Source organism: Mesorhizobium qingshengii (assembly GCF_027563465.1).
GTDB lineage: Bacteria > Pseudomonadota > Alphaproteobacteria > Rhizobiales > Rhizobiaceae > Mesorhizobium > Mesorhizobium qingshengii_A.
Window position 1 is genome coordinate 151,029 of the sequence record NZ_JAPFQA010000011.1, and the last position, 13,556, is coordinate 164,584.

Consider the following 13,556-nt stretch of genomic DNA (forward strand, 5'->3'; position numbering starts at 1 on the left):
TTTTTCGGGATGGCAGCGCTGCCATCGGGGCGAAAGCAGACATGAACACGATAGGCTGGCCGAATTTTAGGAGCCTGAATCAGGAAGGCATTGTCTTTGCCATAGCAGTGGTGCTGTTCGTTGCCGCAGCCATCGGCCTGCCTGGCTTCATCGACCCCAACAATCTCGTCGCCATCGTCCGCTCGGTTTCGGTGCTGGGCATACTGGCACTCGGCATGGCCGTCGTCATCATCGGCCGCGGCATCGACCTGTCGGCGGTCGCGATCATGGCGATGTCGGTCGCCTGGTATCTGCAACTGCTCAACACCGGGACCTCGGATGGGCTGGCCTTTGCCTATGTGCTGGCCGGCGTGTTGGCCATCGGCCTGCTCAACGGCTTTCTCGTCGCCTATGCCGACGTGCCGGCGATCTTCGTGACGCTGGCCACCGGCTCCTTCGTCTTCGGCTATGTGCGCTCGCAACTGATCACGCAGGATGCCGTGCCGGTGCCTCAGGGCCATTGGGTCGAGCTGCTCGGCGGCCTGCGCTTCCTCGACATTCCCATCGAAGTGTTCGTCTTCGCAGGCCTTGCCTTCCTGTTCTTCCTGTTCCTGCGCTACACCAAATGGGGCCGCTACATCTATTTCGCCGGCGACAATCCGGTCGCGGCCCGCAACATCGGGATTCCGGTGCGGCCAATGCTGGTGCTGCGCTATGTGCTCTCCGCCTTCGTCGCGGTGATCGCCGGCCTGCTGACGGCGGCCAGCCTGCATTCGATCAATACCCGCGTCGTCAATTCGACGCTGCTCTACGACATCGTGCTGGTGGCGGTCATCGGTGGCATCGGCCTGTCCGGCGGGCGGGGCGGGGTGCGTAATGTGCTGGTCGGAGCGGCGCTGATCGGCATCCTGCTGAACGCCATGACCATCATCGACATTCCGCTGCTTTACCAGAACCTGATCAAGGCGGCGATCCTGCTGGGGGCGATCATCGTCGACGGCATCCTCAATCCGCGCGACGAGCAGACCGCCCAGCAAGGCGACATTTAGAGCAGATGGGCTAGCCCATCTTGCTTGGGGTACCCGGTGCGATCGCGACGATTGGCCGGCAATTGTTGAAACAAGAGGATGTGACATGAAATTGATCAGAACACTGATGGCCGCCGCCACGGCGCTGGCCGTTACCGCCTTCGTGGCGCCAAGCTTCGCCGCCGACGATCCGGGTCCGGCCGCCTATGCGCAGGCGCTCAAGGGCAAGCGCGTCATGCTGGTGCCGCTGGCGATGGGCTTCGACCTGGCGCAGGGCTGGGCGCACTACCTGAAGAAGGAGGTTGACGCCTGGGGCGGCACTTTCGAAACGCGCGATCCGAACTGGGTCGTCGATGCCGGCGCGCAGGCTATCACCGACGCCATCTCGTCCGACACCAGGCCTGACGTGCTGATCATCCATGCGCCGGACCTCAACTCGTATTCCAAGCTGATGAAGAAGGCGCAGGCCGCCGGCACCTATGTGCTCCTGGTCGACAATCCCGCCAACTTCCCGGCCGACGCCTTTGTCGGCAGCGACTGGGATCGGCTTGGCCAGCTCGAGGCTGAAGCGGCGATCAAGGGCTGCGGCGAAAACTCGTCGAAGAAGATCGGCCTTGTGCAGGGCGACCAGGCGAACTCGTCGAGCCTCTACCAGTATGCCGGCATCATGAAGGTGCTGGACAAGCATCCCGACTTCAAGGTCGTGGCCAAGCCCGACTCCAACTGGGATGCGACGACGTCGCGCAACGTGACGACGACGATGCTGCAGCAGAACCCGGACATCTGCTCGATCATCGACTTCTGGGATGGTGACGCCACCGGCGCGTCCGCCGCGATCCGCGATGCCAAGCTCGACGGAAAGGTGTTTTTGGTCACCACCGGCGGCGGCGAGAAGGCGGCCGACTGCGACAAGCTGCAGGACGGTACCTATGGCGCGGTGGTGATGACCGATCTTGCCCACCAGTCGGGCGACATGAACGCCATCATCAAGTTCCTGCTGCAGAGCGGCCAGCCGGCCGGCACGTCACACACCTACATCTACACGCTGGAGAAGGCGACGACCAAGGCCGACCTCAAGCCCGACAGCTGCTGGGATCTGAAGGCGCTGCAGGCCGAAGCGGCGGCGAAATAAGCCGATCCTCGCCAATCGGTATCAACGAGGTGGCCGGATTGCCCGGCCACCCCTTTCTCTTTTTCCTTTTTTCTCTCGCGGCAGCAGTGACCTGATGTCCTTTCGCGAACGCCTCCAGTCCTGGCGCTACAATCTGGTGCCCGACCATCTGGTCGGCGAGATACTGACCAAACGCTGGACCGACAACGCCATTCCGTTCCTGGCGCTGGTGGTGACGTTGGCGACCTTCGGATCGGTCATTCCGGGCTTCTTCAAGCTGACCTCGCTGCAGGAATCGACCCGCCAGCTCGGCGAGTTCTCGATGGTCGTCACCGGCATGACGGTGGTGATGCTGGGCGGCGGCATCGACCTGTCGGTCGGTTCGATCTTCGCGCTGTCCTGCTTTTCCGCCGTCTATGCCTTCTTCATCCTCGAACAGTCGATATGGCTAGCGCTGGCCGCGTCGCTTGCCACGGGCCTCGTCTTCGGCGCCATCAACGGCTATCTCGTTGGGTACTTGCGGCTGCGCGCCTTCCTCACCACGCTGGTCACCTTCATCTTCGGGCGGGCGCTGTTCGACATCCTCGTCACCACCTATGCCGCTGACGTGCAGCTTTCGACCGCCACCTCGGATGTGCTCGACTTCATTGGCGACAGCACCTTCTGGGGCCTGTCCGTTTCCGTGTGGCTGGCGATCATCCTGGCCATCGTCACCCACATTGCACTGACGCGCTCGCGGCCCGGCTGGCATGTGCTGGCGGTCGGCGGCTCCAGGCGCTCGGCCCACAATGCCGGCATTAGGGTGCGCCGCACCGTGTTCATGACCTATGTCTTCTCCGGCTTCTGCGCCTCGATCGGCGGTTTTCTGATCGCCTGCCGCTTGAGCGGGGCAGGGCCCGGCACCGGCCTCAACCTCGAGATCATGGCGCTGACGGCGGCGGTGGTCGGCGGTGTCAGCCTCGGCGGCGGACGCGGTTCGGTGATCAAGGGCCTGATGGGCGCCATCATCGTGCTGACCATGACCAACGGGCTGATCCGGCTTGGCTACGGCACCGGCACCAACCAGATGGTGCTCGGCATCATGCTGGCCGTGGCTGTGACCATCGACATCCGCTGGCTGAAGAACCGCCACAAGGTGCTGAACGAGGTCTATGTCGCGCCGGTCTACCTCCGGATGGGCGAAACACAGTCGGCAGCACCCGGCTCCGGCACGCCTTACGAACTCGACAACAGGTTGTCGGCTGCCGACCACATCGGGCTTGGTGAACTGGAGGGACCGGAGGACGTCATCCTCGACCGCGATGACAATCTGTATTGCGGCACGCGGCACGGCGAGATTGTCCGCTTTTTCGCGCCGGACTATGTCAGGTCGGAAGTCTTTGCCCATATTGGCGGCTTTCCACTTGGCCTGGCCTTCGATAAGGCAGGCAATCTGATCAGCTGCGTCGGCGCCATGGGACTCTATTCGGTGTCGCCAGAACGCGAAGTGAAACGGCTGTCCGCGGAGACGTCGCGCTCGTGGACTTCGATCGTCGACGATGCGCGGCTGCGCGATCCCAATGATTGCGACATCGCGCCTGATGGCCGCATCTATTTCACGGATTCAACGAAGCGCTATGACGCCCATGACTGGGCGCTGGACTCGATCGAGAACCGCGCCACCGGCCGCCTGCTGGTCTATGACCCGAAGGACGGCTCGACCAAGACGCTGCTCGATGGCTATCGCTACACCAACGGTGTCTGCATGGCGCATGACGGCAAGTCGCTGTTCTTCGCCGAAAGCTGGGCCTGCCGTGTGCATCGCTACTGGCTGGAAGGGCCAAAGGCCGGCACTGCCGAATGCCTCATCCGCGACATGCCGGGCTACCCCGACAATATCAACCGGGCGTCCGACGGCAATTACTGGATGGCGTGGCTCGGCATGCGCACGCCGAGCTTCGACCTGTCGCTGCGTCACCCCGACATGCGCAAACGCATGACGCGCCGGCTGCCGCAGGACGAATGGCTGTTCCCCAACATCAACACCGGCGGCGTGGTCAAGTTCAACGAGAAGGGCGGCATCGTCGAGGCGATGGGCGACCTCACAGGCGGTGCGCACCCGATGGTCACCTCGATGCGCGAGCACAAGGGATATCTGTTCGTCGGCGGCATCCTCAACAACCGCATCGGCCGCTACAAGATATCAGGCGCCGACCCCAACTGGACCAGCGCCGCTTCCTATTGGGGACCAAAACCATGATCCTCGATCCCGTGCTCGATCTGTTTCGCGGCAAGGCGGTGACCATCCCGCCGCTCGACGGCGCCTTCCGTCCCAACACCCGGCTGGATGATGCGCCGGCTTTCGCCGAACTGTCCGAGCCGGACAATCTGCTGGTCTCCGGTGACAGGCTGCTCGCCTCCAGCGGCAACGCCGTCTATTCGCTTGCTGCCGGCACCGCGCCGAAGGTTGTCGAAACATTTCCATCTCCGGTCACGGCACTGGCACTATCGCCGTTGGGCGAACTGACGGTCGGGCTTGAAAGCGGCAAGCTGCTGATTGCCGGCAAGGACGTCGTTCTGCCGGCTGATGTCCGCTGCGTCGCAGCACTTGCCTATGCAGACGATGGCACGTTGTGGCTGGCCAACGGTTCAGCCGAGCATGCGCCGTCGCAATGGGCCGCCGATCTGATGAAGAAGGGCGCGTCCGGTTCGCTGTGGAGGCGAGAAGCGGCGGGCGGTGCATTCCGCAAAGTCGCCGGCGACGTCGCCTTCCCTTATGGCCTGCATCCCATCGGCAAGGACGTACTGGTCAGCGAAAGCTGGCGTCATCAACTCATCCGCTTCGATGGTGAGACCGGCAGCCGCTCGACGGTGCTGACACATCTCCCCGGCTATCCCGCACGGCTGTCATCCTCCGCCGATGGTGGGGCGTGGTTGACCTTGTTCGCGCCGCGCAACCGGCTGATCGAATTCGTGCTGCAGGAGACGCACTACCGGCAGGACATGATCGACCAGGTCCCGCCGGCCTACTGGATCGTGCCGGCGCTGGCTTCCAGCCGCAGCTTCCTCGAACCGCTGCAATGCGGAGGCATCCGCACCATGGGCATCCACAAGCCGTGGTCGCCCAGCCGCTCCTACGGGCTGGTGGTCAAACTGGATCAGAACATGCAGCCGCAGTTCAGCCTGCACAGCCGCGCCAACGGAACGCGCCACGGCATCTGCAGCGTCGCCGAGAAAGACGGCCGGCTGTTCGTCGCCTCCAGGGGCGGCGACTGCGTGCTGGCGATCGACCTTGCGTCGGGAGGTTTCTGATGGAACCAATCGTCCGCCTGGAGAACGTCACCAAGACTTATCGCGGCGTGCCGGCCGTGAAGAACGTCACCTTCGACCTGCGCAAGGGCGAGATCCACGCGCTGCTCGGCGAGAACGGCGCCGGCAAATCGACACTGACCAAGATCATCGCCGGCGTGGTCGACGCCACCTCCGGCAAGATGTTCCACAAAGGCGCCGAGATCGCCTACACCTCGCCGCATGCGGCGCTTGAAGCCGGCATCGCCATGGTGTTTCAGGAAACCAGCTTGGTGCCGTCGATGACGGTGGCGCAGAACCTCTATCTCGGCACCGAAAAGTTCCTCAACCGTTTGCGCGGCACCTATATCTCGGCGCAGCAGTTCCTGCAGTCGCTGAACTTCCCCGTCGACCCCAACGCCATGGTGGCGACGCTGGGCGCGGCCAAGCGGCAGATGGTCGAGATCGCGCGCGCCGTGCACCACAATGCCGAAATCATCATCTTCGACGAGCCGACGGCGACGCTTACGCCGGAAGAAAAGCGCCACTTCTTCGCGTTGATCCGGCGGCTGAAGGCGGGTGGCGTTTCGATCGTCTTCATCAGCCACGCGCTGGAAGAAGCGCTGATGATCGCCGATCGCATCACCATCCTGCGCGATGGCGAGCTGGTCATCACCGACGACACGTCCGCCTTCGACCGCGACAGGATCGTCGCCGCCATGGTCGGGCGCACATTGTCGGGACAGATCTACCGGCAACGCGATGAGGCAAAGCTGCGCAAGGCCGGCAAGAAAGTGCTGTCGGTGCAGGACATTTCGATGAGCAACGTCGTGCGCAACAACTCCTTCTCGATCTTCGAAGGTCAGATCACCGGCGTGTTCGGGCTGATCGGCTCGGGCCGCACCGAGACGTTCAAGATCGTCTCCGGCATCTACAAGCGCGATTTCCTGCGCGGCGGCGCCATCGAACTGGACGACAGGCCCGTGCGCTATCTCGTGCCGAGCGAGGCGGTGGCCGACGGCATCGTCTATGTCACCGAGGACCGCAAGAGCGAAGGCATTTTCGAGACGATGGGCATCGCCGAGAACCTGTTCGGCGGGCTGTTGGCGGCCGGCCGCGAAAAGGCCTGGGTGATCAACGCGCAGGAGATGCGCGCGCTCTCGGCCGAATGGACGAAGACGCTAAACATCAAGGCGATCAACGACAATGCGCGCGTCGTCGAGCTTTCCGGCGGCAACCAGCAGAAGGTTGTGATCGGCAAGGGGCTGGTGCAGAAGCCGCGCATCGTCATCTTCGACGAGCCGACGCGCGGCGTCGATGTCGGCGCTATCGCCGAGATCCACCAGATCATCAACCGGCTGGCCGACGAAGGTCTCGCCGTCGTCGTCATCTCGTCCTACCTGCCGGAGATCATGAACCTGTCCGACCGTATCCTGGTCTGCCGACAAGGCCGCATCGTCGAGGAGTTTTCGCCGGCGGAGGCGACGGAGGAGAAGATAATGTACGCGGCCGTGCACTAGGTTGCTGTCTGGTGCTTAGTGGTGCGTATACGTTGGCAATTGGCGAAAACGCCTATCCCTTCGTCATCCTGGGGCGAAGCAAGGACCGAAGCGACGCGGCGCAGACCCCAGGATCCATGCCGGGGCTCCTGAGCGTTGCTGCGGTGCGGAATCTACTCCGCTGCACTCTACGGCTGATGTCTCGGCATGGATCCCAGGGTCTCCGCGACGGCGCTTCGCGCCTGCTTCGCCGAGGGATGACGAAGTTTAGGTGCTTCGGCCAACCTTCAAGGTTCATGCGTTATTGCGCGCCAAAAACCGAGTCAAAAAAGCTGGTTAGCCATCTTTGCTCGATACCTGATTCAACGACCTGATCCATCGATTCAACGAAAGGAAACCCCATGGCCACCACAAGACTTCTCAGCGATGCCGAGGTCGAAGAAATCCCAGCCGTGAAGGCGGTGTTCGACGACATCCGTGCGACGCGCAAATCCGATTTCGTCAACAATTTCTGGCGTGGGCTGGCCAATGATCCCCCAGCGCTGAAGCGGATCTGGGAACAATTGAAGGTGGTGATGGTGGCCGACAGCGCCATCGACCCACTCACCAAGGAGATGATCTACATCGCGGTGTCGACCGCCAATGGTTGTTCGTATTGCGTCCACTCGCACACGGCAGCGGCCCGAGCCAAGGGCATGACCGACGCACAGCATGGCGAACTGGTGTCGATCATCGGCCTAGCGGGGCAGACCAATCATCTGGTCACTGCGATGCAGATCCCGGTCGATCCACAGTTCGAGGTGAAGAGCTGAAACGCCTGTCCTTCTCCCACAGGGGAGAAGGGAAGTGCGCTCCTACACCGGCCTGTAAACGCGGTCCGCCGTGTTCCAGAAAATATCCGCCTCTGCCGCCGCGCCGTGCTTCGCCACCGCTTCCCGGTGCGCCTTGATCAGCTCGGCGTGGCTGGTCCACAATTTCTCGATCGGGAAGTTCGAACCGAACATCAGGTGGTCGCTGCCAAGGATGTCGATCGCATTGTCGACGATGTAGGCGATCAGCGCCGGATCGTTGCAGTGGACGAAGGTGCCGAGGCCGGACAGCTTGGCATGGAAATTGGGCGCCGCTGACAGCGTGCGCAGGCCTGCCTTCCACGCTTCCGCCGCCTCCGGTTCCATGCTGGTCAGCATGCCGGCGTGGGTGAGGATGAAATTGGTCCGCGGATTCTCGCCGACAAGGGTAAGGCCGTCCTTCATCTGCGCCGGGAAAAGCTGCAGGTCGAAGGATAGGCCATAGTCCTTCAACCGCGCCACATTGGCGCGTACCTTCGGGTCGATGACCTGGTCGGCCGAGGCGGCGAAGCGGAAGGCCGGAGTCTCGTGCCAATGCAGTTGCATGCGCACGCCGCGCAGCAGCGGGTATTTTTTCAGCCGGTCGATCTGGGGACGAACATCGTCCACCGTCATGTCGGCATAACCCACAATGGCGTGCGGCCAGCCGGTCTCGTCGGCGGTCTTCTGCAGGAAGGCGACTTCCTTCTCGAAATCCTCCTTGGCCCAGTTGGTCTGGACATAGACGGCCTTCTCGACGCCGGCGCCCTGCTGATCGGCCAGAAATTCCTCGATCGGGTAGTCGCGGCGGATCGGCTCGTAAGGGCCGAAGATGCGCGGCACCATCGGTCCGACCAGCCAGGGCTGGTCCTGCCGGCGCCAGATGTGGAAATGCGCGTCGATGGCTTTCTGCATCATGAAACCCTCTTCCAGATTGCCGCCGCCGCTGGAGCCGGGCGGGCAAGCGACAGGATGAAATCGGTGAGACCGGCGAGCGACGAGCCGTCGACGAGATCGTCGAGCACTGGCAGGATGGCGCGAAGTGCCGCCGTTGCCGGCCGGAAGCGTGGGTCGCCAGCCAACGGTGTCGCCAACGAGAGCCGGAAGGCGCGGGCGCTCAGCCGGCGCATCGCCGTCTCCAGTTCGGCATGATCGCCGCGCTCCAGCGCGTCGGACAGGATGACGACGGCGGCACCGCGCGCGAAGGCCGAGAAGCGCGGCACCGAGAGGAAGGCCAGCAGGGTTGGCCCCATTCGGGTGCCACCGTCCCAATCGTCGACCAGGGCTGCCGCACGCGCCAGCGCCTGGTCGCGGTCGCGGATGCGCAGCGCTGATGTGATGCGGGTCAGCCGTGTGCCGAAGGTGAAGATCTCGACGCGATCCCCGCCTTGCACGGCGGCATGGGCGAGCTTGAGATAGTCCGCTGTGTGCAGTCTCATCGAGCCGGAGACGTCGATCATCAGCAGCAGCTTGCGCGGCACGGTCTGACGGCGGCGCAGCAGCGGCGAGGGGACGTCGCCATCGGCGCTGACGATTTCCCTGAGCGACCGGCGCAGGTCGAGCTTGCCGCGCGCGTGCGTGCGTGCGGTGCGGAAGGAGCGGCGGGCGGGCAGGGCGGAGGCGAGCTTGCGTTGAAAACCGGTCAGCCTGTCGTCGTCGCGCTGGAAGTCGCGCGTGCTCAGCTGTTCGGCGCCGGAGGACAGTTCGCCACCTTCCTGCAGGCTGACCACCTCGATCTCTTCCTGATCCGAGCCGCCATCATCCTTGATACGGGTTTCCTCGTCGGCGTCGCCTTCGACCACGGCCGATGCGTTGCCGTAGAAATGGCTTTGGAAATGCGCCTCGAATTCGTCGCGGCGGTCAGGTGGCGGCGCGAGCGTGGCAAGGGCGGCCTCGCGGATATCGGCCATCGAGCGGGGTCCGAGCAATGTCACCGCCTGCATGAAGCCTGACACCTGCTCGGGCGCGACGGCAAAGCCGTAGCGGCGCAGCAGCCGCCCGAAACCGAGGAAGGGCCCGGCGGCGTGCGGCAGGGCGCTCACGCCAGGGCCTCCTCGACGATCCGGCCGAGCTCCGGCGCGATGTAGGAGAGGTCTTCCTCGTCCTTGATGAGCACGCCGATGGCGCGGCGGAACGCTTCCGGCCAAGGACTGCCGCCCTTTTCCAGGATAGTGGCGGCATTGGCCCATTCGACTGCCTCGGCGATGCCGGGCGGCTTGGCGAGCGGCCGGGCACGGATGGTTTGCACGGCAGCCGCGACCGCGCGTGCGGTGGCTTGCGCGACATCGCCGGCGCGCAGCATGATGATGGCGGCCTCACGCTCGGCGTCGGGATAGCCGATCCAGTGATAGACGCAGCGGCGGCGTAGCGCCTCGGCCAGTTCCCGGGTGCGGTTCGAGGTCAGGATGACGATCGGCTGCGAGGCGGCGCGGATGGTGCCGCGTTCAGGGATGCTGATCTGGAAATCGGAGAGGAATTCGAGCAGCAGGGCTTCGAATTCATGGTCGGAACGGTCGATCTCGTCGACCAGCAGCACGCGTTGCTCCGGCGCCCTCAGCACCTGCAGCAGCGGCCGGGCGATCAGGAAACGGTCGTCATAGATGTCGATTTCCTTATCGCCGGCATGGCGGATGGCGAGCAACTGGCGCTGGTAGTTCCATTCGTAGAGCGCGTGCGCGGCATCGATGCCTTCATAGCATTGCAGCCGCACCAGGTCGCGGCCGAGCAGACTGGCGATCGCCTTGGCCGCTTCGGTCTTGCCGACGCCCGGCGCGCCTTCGAGCAGCAGGGGCTTGCCCAGCCGGATGGCCAGGAAGATGGCGGTGGCCAGGCTCTCATCGGCCAGATAGCGCGAGGCGGCGAGGTGCTGCGCCACCGCCTCCGGCGAGGTCGCGACAGTCTCGGCGTTTACCTCGGGCATGTCAGCGCTCAATTCGGTGCTTGCGCCTTGAGCGCGCGCAGGATGCGTTCCGGTGTGATCGGCAGCGTGTCGATGCGCACGCCGACCGCGTCGAAGACGGCATTGGCGACCGCTGGAATCTGCGGATTGGCGCACATTTCGCCCGGTCCCTTGGCGCCGTAAGGTCCGTCGGCGGAAGGCCGTTCCAGCACGATGATCTCGGTTTCGGCAAGATCGCCGGGACCCGGCATCAAATACTGGTTGAAGTCGGTGCCGCCATGGTCGCGGTTGGGGTAGTAGGGCTCGGTCGTCTCGTAGAGCGCGTGGCTGATGCCCATCCACGAGCCGCCGACGAGCTGCTGCTCGACCATTTTCGGGTTCAGCGCGCGGCCGATCTCGAAAATGTTCTTGACCGTCAGCACGGTGACTTCGCCGGTCTCGTCGTCGACCTCGACTTCGGCGACAGTGCAGGCATGCGCATAGCAGGTCGACGGCTTCATCGCGCCGGTCTCCTTCTCCGGATAGGAACGCGGGATCAGGAACATGCCGCGGCCAGAGATCGAGCGGCCGCGCTTGAAATGCGCCGACAGCGCGACATCGAAGACCGAGATCGATCTCTGCGGGGCGCCCTTGACCAGGATGTTGCCCTGGCCGTCGGTCTCGAGGTCGGAGGCGTTGACTTCCAGTTCTTCGGCCGCCACTTCCAGCATCACCTGGCGGGCTTCCCTGGCCGCCTGGATGACGGCATTGCCGGCGCGGTGCGTGCCGCGTGAGGCAAAGGTGCCCATGCAGTGCGGGCCGGTGTCGGTGTCGGCGGTGTCGACGACGACGCGGTCGGTCGGCACGCCGATCGTCTCGGCGCAGATCTGCGCCATGATCTGCTTCATGCCCTGGCCGAGATCGACCGATGACAGCGTCACCATGAAATTGCCGGTCGGTGTCGAGTGGACCAGCGCCTGGGTCGGATCGCCGCCGAGATTCATGCCGGTAGGATAGTTGATCGCGGCGACGCCGCGTCCGCGTCTGATCGCCATTTCAAGCTCCCTTCGCGTAGGAGGACATCGTCATGTACTTCTCCGCCACGGGCCAGTTGGCGGCGCGCGAGGCTTCCTGCATGCATTCGATCAGCGCCGCTCCCTCGGTCGGCTGGCGATGCGCCTTCATGTCACCGTCGCGATAGGCGTTGATGAAGCGGAATTCGAGCGGGTCCATGCCGATCAGCCGCGCCAGCTTGTCCATCTGCACTTCCAGCGCGAAGTCGCCGATGGTGACGCCGAAGCCGCGCATGGCGGAGGAGGGCGTGCGGTTGGTGTAGACGCAATAGGTGTCGATCCAGACATTGGGGATCGTGTAGGGGCCGGGGTAATGCCCGGCGCCTTTCTGCGCGCCATACGGCGAGTGGCGCGAATAGGCGCCGGCATCGGTATAGCCGGTGACTTTGCGGGCGACGATGCGGCCGTCCTTCATGACGCCGTCCTTGATGACGACCTTTTCGGCCGCGCGGGGTGACGATATCTGCATCTCCTCCTCGCGGCTGTAGATGAAGGAGACCGGCCGGCCGGTCAGCTTGGCGCCGAGGATGGCGATCGGCTCGACGATGACGTCGACCTTGCCGCCAAAGCCGCCGCCGACGGTGCCGCCGACGAAATGCAGCTTGTTGCCGGGCATCTGCAGGATGATCGAGGCATTGTCGAGGGTGAAGAACATCGCCTGCGTGTTGGTGTAGCAGGTGAAGCGGTCATTGCCCTCGGGCGCGACGACGCAGCCGGTGGTCTCGGTCGGTGCATGCTCGATGGGCGAGGACTGGTAGCTTTGCTCCAGCACATAATCGGCGCCGGCAAAGCCCGCCTCGACATCGCCGAAGCGCACCTTGCGGCACTCGCCACTGTCATAAAGGTAGTAGTTCTGGCCGTGATATTCGTTGACCAGCGGCGCGCCGGGCTTCAGCGCTTCCTCCATGTCGAAGACGGCCGGCAGCACCTCATAGTCGATCTTGACCTTGGCCGCCGCCTCCTGCGCCGCGCGCTCGGTCTCGGCCAGCACCGCCACCACGGCCTCGCCCTTCCAGCGCACCTTGCCGTCCGCCAGCACCGTCTCGTCCTCCGGCCCGATCTGGATCAGGATCAGGATGGTGTAGACATTGTGCGGCACGTCCCTGGCGGTCAGAATTTTCACCACGCCCGGATGTTTCTCGGCCTCCGACGTGTCGATCGAGCGGATGCGGGCATGGTGATGCGGGCTGCGCACCATCTTCAGGTGCAGCATGCCGGGGAAATTGCGGTCGGCGAAAAAGGCGGTCTTGCCGGTGACATGGCCGGGCGAATCCGAACGGGCCCTCGGCTGGCCGATCTCGTGCAGATCGTCCTTGCGCACATCGGCGAAGTAGTTCTTGCGCAGTTCCATGGTTGCTTCCCCTCAGGCGGCGTTCTGCGAATTGGAGCGGGCCGCAAGCAGCACCGCCTGGATGATTGGCTCGTAGCCGGTGCAGCGGCAGATGTTGCCCGACAGTGCCTCGACCACCTCCTCGCGGCTGGGATTGGGCGTGTGGTCGAGCAGCACCCTGGCGGCCATGATCATGCCCGGCGTGCAGAAACCGCATTGCGTGGCGAAGGTGTCGAGGAAGGCGCGCTGCAGGGGATGCAGGACGCCGCCTTCCGAAAGCCCTGAAGTGGTGGAGATGGCAGCGCCATTGCAGGTCTCGGCCAGCGTCAGGCAGGAGAGCCTGAGCTCGCCATCGATGATGACGGAGCAGGCGCCGCAGGTGCCCTGATGGCAGCCGCCTTTCGGCGAGGTGTCGCCGATCTTGTCGCGCAAGGCGTTGAGCAGCGTCGTGCCGCTTTCGATGAATTCGGCTTTTTCAGAACCGTTGAGCGTGAATTGAACCGGGACCTTTGCCATGTTTCCTCCTTGCGCGCCTGCCCCGCAGGGCAAGCGCGCGCCCCCCGA

The 13,556-nt window shown here is 64.1% G+C and carries 12 protein-coding genes; 6 read left to right on the forward strand and 6 right to left on the reverse strand.

The window, feature by feature from the left end; translation table 11 throughout:
• Nucleotides 1–41: 41 nt before the first annotated feature.
• The 6 genes from OOJ09_RS22395 (at nt 42) to OOJ09_RS22420 (ending at nt 7,696) form a co-directional block, all read left to right on the forward strand.
• Nucleotides 42–1,028, forward strand: a complete 987-nt coding sequence (locus OOJ09_RS22395) for an ABC transporter permease (RefSeq protein WP_269907284.1) — start codon at nt 42–44, stop codon at nt 1,026–1,028.
• 85 nt (nt 1,029–1,113) lie between these two features.
• Entirely contained in the window at nt 1,114–2,139 is a 1,026-nt protein-coding gene (locus tag OOJ09_RS22400; protein ID WP_269907285.1) for a sugar ABC transporter substrate-binding protein, read from the forward strand.
• Nucleotides 2,140–2,233: 94 nt separating this feature from the next.
• A complete protein-coding gene (locus OOJ09_RS22405) occupies nt 2,234–4,357 on the forward strand; it encodes an ABC transporter permease (RefSeq protein ID WP_269907286.1) in 2,124 nt (707 codons plus the stop codon).
• Nucleotides 4,354–5,409, forward strand: coding sequence for a hypothetical protein (locus OOJ09_RS22410; RefSeq protein WP_269907287.1), 1,056 nt, complete (start codon nt 4,354–4,356; stop codon nt 5,407–5,409). Before OOJ09_RS22405 ends, OOJ09_RS22410 begins: the two co-directional genes overlap by 4 nt.
• Nucleotides 5,409–6,905 carry a sugar ABC transporter ATP-binding protein gene (locus tag OOJ09_RS22415; protein ID WP_269907288.1) on the forward strand — a complete coding sequence of 499 codons (1,497 nt, stop codon included), beginning with the start codon at nt 5,409–5,411 and terminating at the stop codon, nt 6,903–6,905. Before OOJ09_RS22410 ends, OOJ09_RS22415 begins: the two co-directional genes overlap by 1 nt.
• 380 nt (nt 6,906–7,285) lie before the next feature.
• Nucleotides 7,286–7,696 carry a carboxymuconolactone decarboxylase family protein gene (locus tag OOJ09_RS22420; RefSeq protein WP_269907289.1) on the forward strand — a complete coding sequence of 137 codons (411 nt, stop codon included), beginning with the start codon at nt 7,286–7,288 and terminating at the stop codon, nt 7,694–7,696.
• A gap of 42 nt (nt 7,697–7,738) precedes the next feature.
• Here the strand turns inward: OOJ09_RS22420 and OOJ09_RS22425 are convergent, their stop codons facing one another.
• Genes OOJ09_RS22425 through OOJ09_RS22450 form a run of 6 tightly spaced genes read right to left on the reverse strand, consistent with a single transcriptional unit; the run spans nt 7,739 to nt 13,508 of the window.
• Complete coding sequence (locus OOJ09_RS22425) at nt 7,739–8,626, reverse strand: amidohydrolase family protein (RefSeq protein ID WP_269907322.1); 888 nt, start codon at nt 8,624–8,626, stop codon at nt 7,739–7,741.
• Nucleotides 8,626–9,744 (reverse strand): vWA domain-containing protein, encoded by a 1,119-nt coding sequence (locus OOJ09_RS22430; RefSeq protein WP_269907323.1) that lies wholly within the window; start codon nt 9,742–9,744, stop codon nt 8,626–8,628. The genes OOJ09_RS22425 and OOJ09_RS22430 overlap by 1 nt, the downstream gene beginning before the upstream one ends.
• 5 nt (nt 9,745–9,749) lie before the next feature.
• Nucleotides 9,750–10,631, reverse strand: coding sequence for an AAA family ATPase (locus OOJ09_RS22435; RefSeq protein WP_269907290.1), 882 nt, complete (start codon nt 10,629–10,631; stop codon nt 9,750–9,752).
• 8 nt (nt 10,632–10,639) lie between these two features.
• Complete coding sequence (locus OOJ09_RS22440) at nt 10,640–11,644, reverse strand: xanthine dehydrogenase family protein molybdopterin-binding subunit (RefSeq protein ID WP_269907291.1); 1,005 nt, start codon at nt 11,642–11,644, stop codon at nt 10,640–10,642.
• A 1-nt stretch (nt 11,645) separates the two neighbouring features.
• The gene (locus tag OOJ09_RS22445) at nt 11,646–13,013 is read right to left on the reverse strand and encodes a xanthine dehydrogenase family protein molybdopterin-binding subunit (RefSeq protein WP_269907292.1); all 1,368 of its coding nucleotides are present in this window, start codon (nt 13,011–13,013) and stop codon (nt 11,646–11,648) included.
• Between the two features lie 12 nt (nt 13,014–13,025).
• Complete coding sequence (locus tag OOJ09_RS22450; protein ID WP_269907293.1) at nt 13,026–13,508, reverse strand: (2Fe-2S)-binding protein; 483 nt, start codon at nt 13,506–13,508, stop codon at nt 13,026–13,028.
• Nucleotides 13,509–13,556 lie beyond the last annotated feature (48 nt).

Coding starts and splice junctions, on each gene's coding strand:
- OOJ09_RS22425 (WP_269907322.1), bottom strand. CDS start 8,626: ATGCAGAAAGCCATCGACGCGCATTTCCACATCTGGCGCCGGCAGGAC.
- OOJ09_RS22395 (WP_269907284.1), top strand. CDS start 42: ATGAACACGATAGGCTGGCCGAATTTTAGGAGCCTGAATCAGGAAGGC.
- OOJ09_RS22405 (WP_269907286.1), top strand. CDS start 2,234: ATGTCCTTTCGCGAACGCCTCCAGTCCTGGCGCTACAATCTGGTGCCC.
- OOJ09_RS22400 (WP_269907285.1), top strand. CDS start 1,114: ATGAAATTGATCAGAACACTGATGGCCGCCGCCACGGCGCTGGCCGTT.
- OOJ09_RS22450 (WP_269907293.1), bottom strand. CDS start 13,508: ATGGCAAAGGTCCCGGTTCAATTCACGCTCAACGGTTCTGAAAAAGCC.
- OOJ09_RS22410 (WP_269907287.1), top strand. CDS start 4,354: ATGATCCTCGATCCCGTGCTCGATCTGTTTCGCGGCAAGGCGGTGACC.
- OOJ09_RS22415 (WP_269907288.1), top strand. CDS start 5,409: ATGGAACCAATCGTCCGCCTGGAGAACGTCACCAAGACTTATCGCGGC.
- OOJ09_RS22420 (WP_269907289.1), top strand. CDS start 7,286: ATGGCCACCACAAGACTTCTCAGCGATGCCGAGGTCGAAGAAATCCCA.
- OOJ09_RS22440 (WP_269907291.1), bottom strand. CDS start 11,644: ATGGCGATCAGACGCGGACGCGGCGTCGCCGCGATCAACTATCCTACC.
- OOJ09_RS22445 (WP_269907292.1), bottom strand. CDS start 13,013: ATGGAACTGCGCAAGAACTACTTCGCCGATGTGCGCAAGGACGATCTG.
- OOJ09_RS22435 (WP_269907290.1), bottom strand. CDS start 10,631: ATGCCCGAGGTAAACGCCGAGACTGTCGCGACCTCGCCGGAGGCGGTG.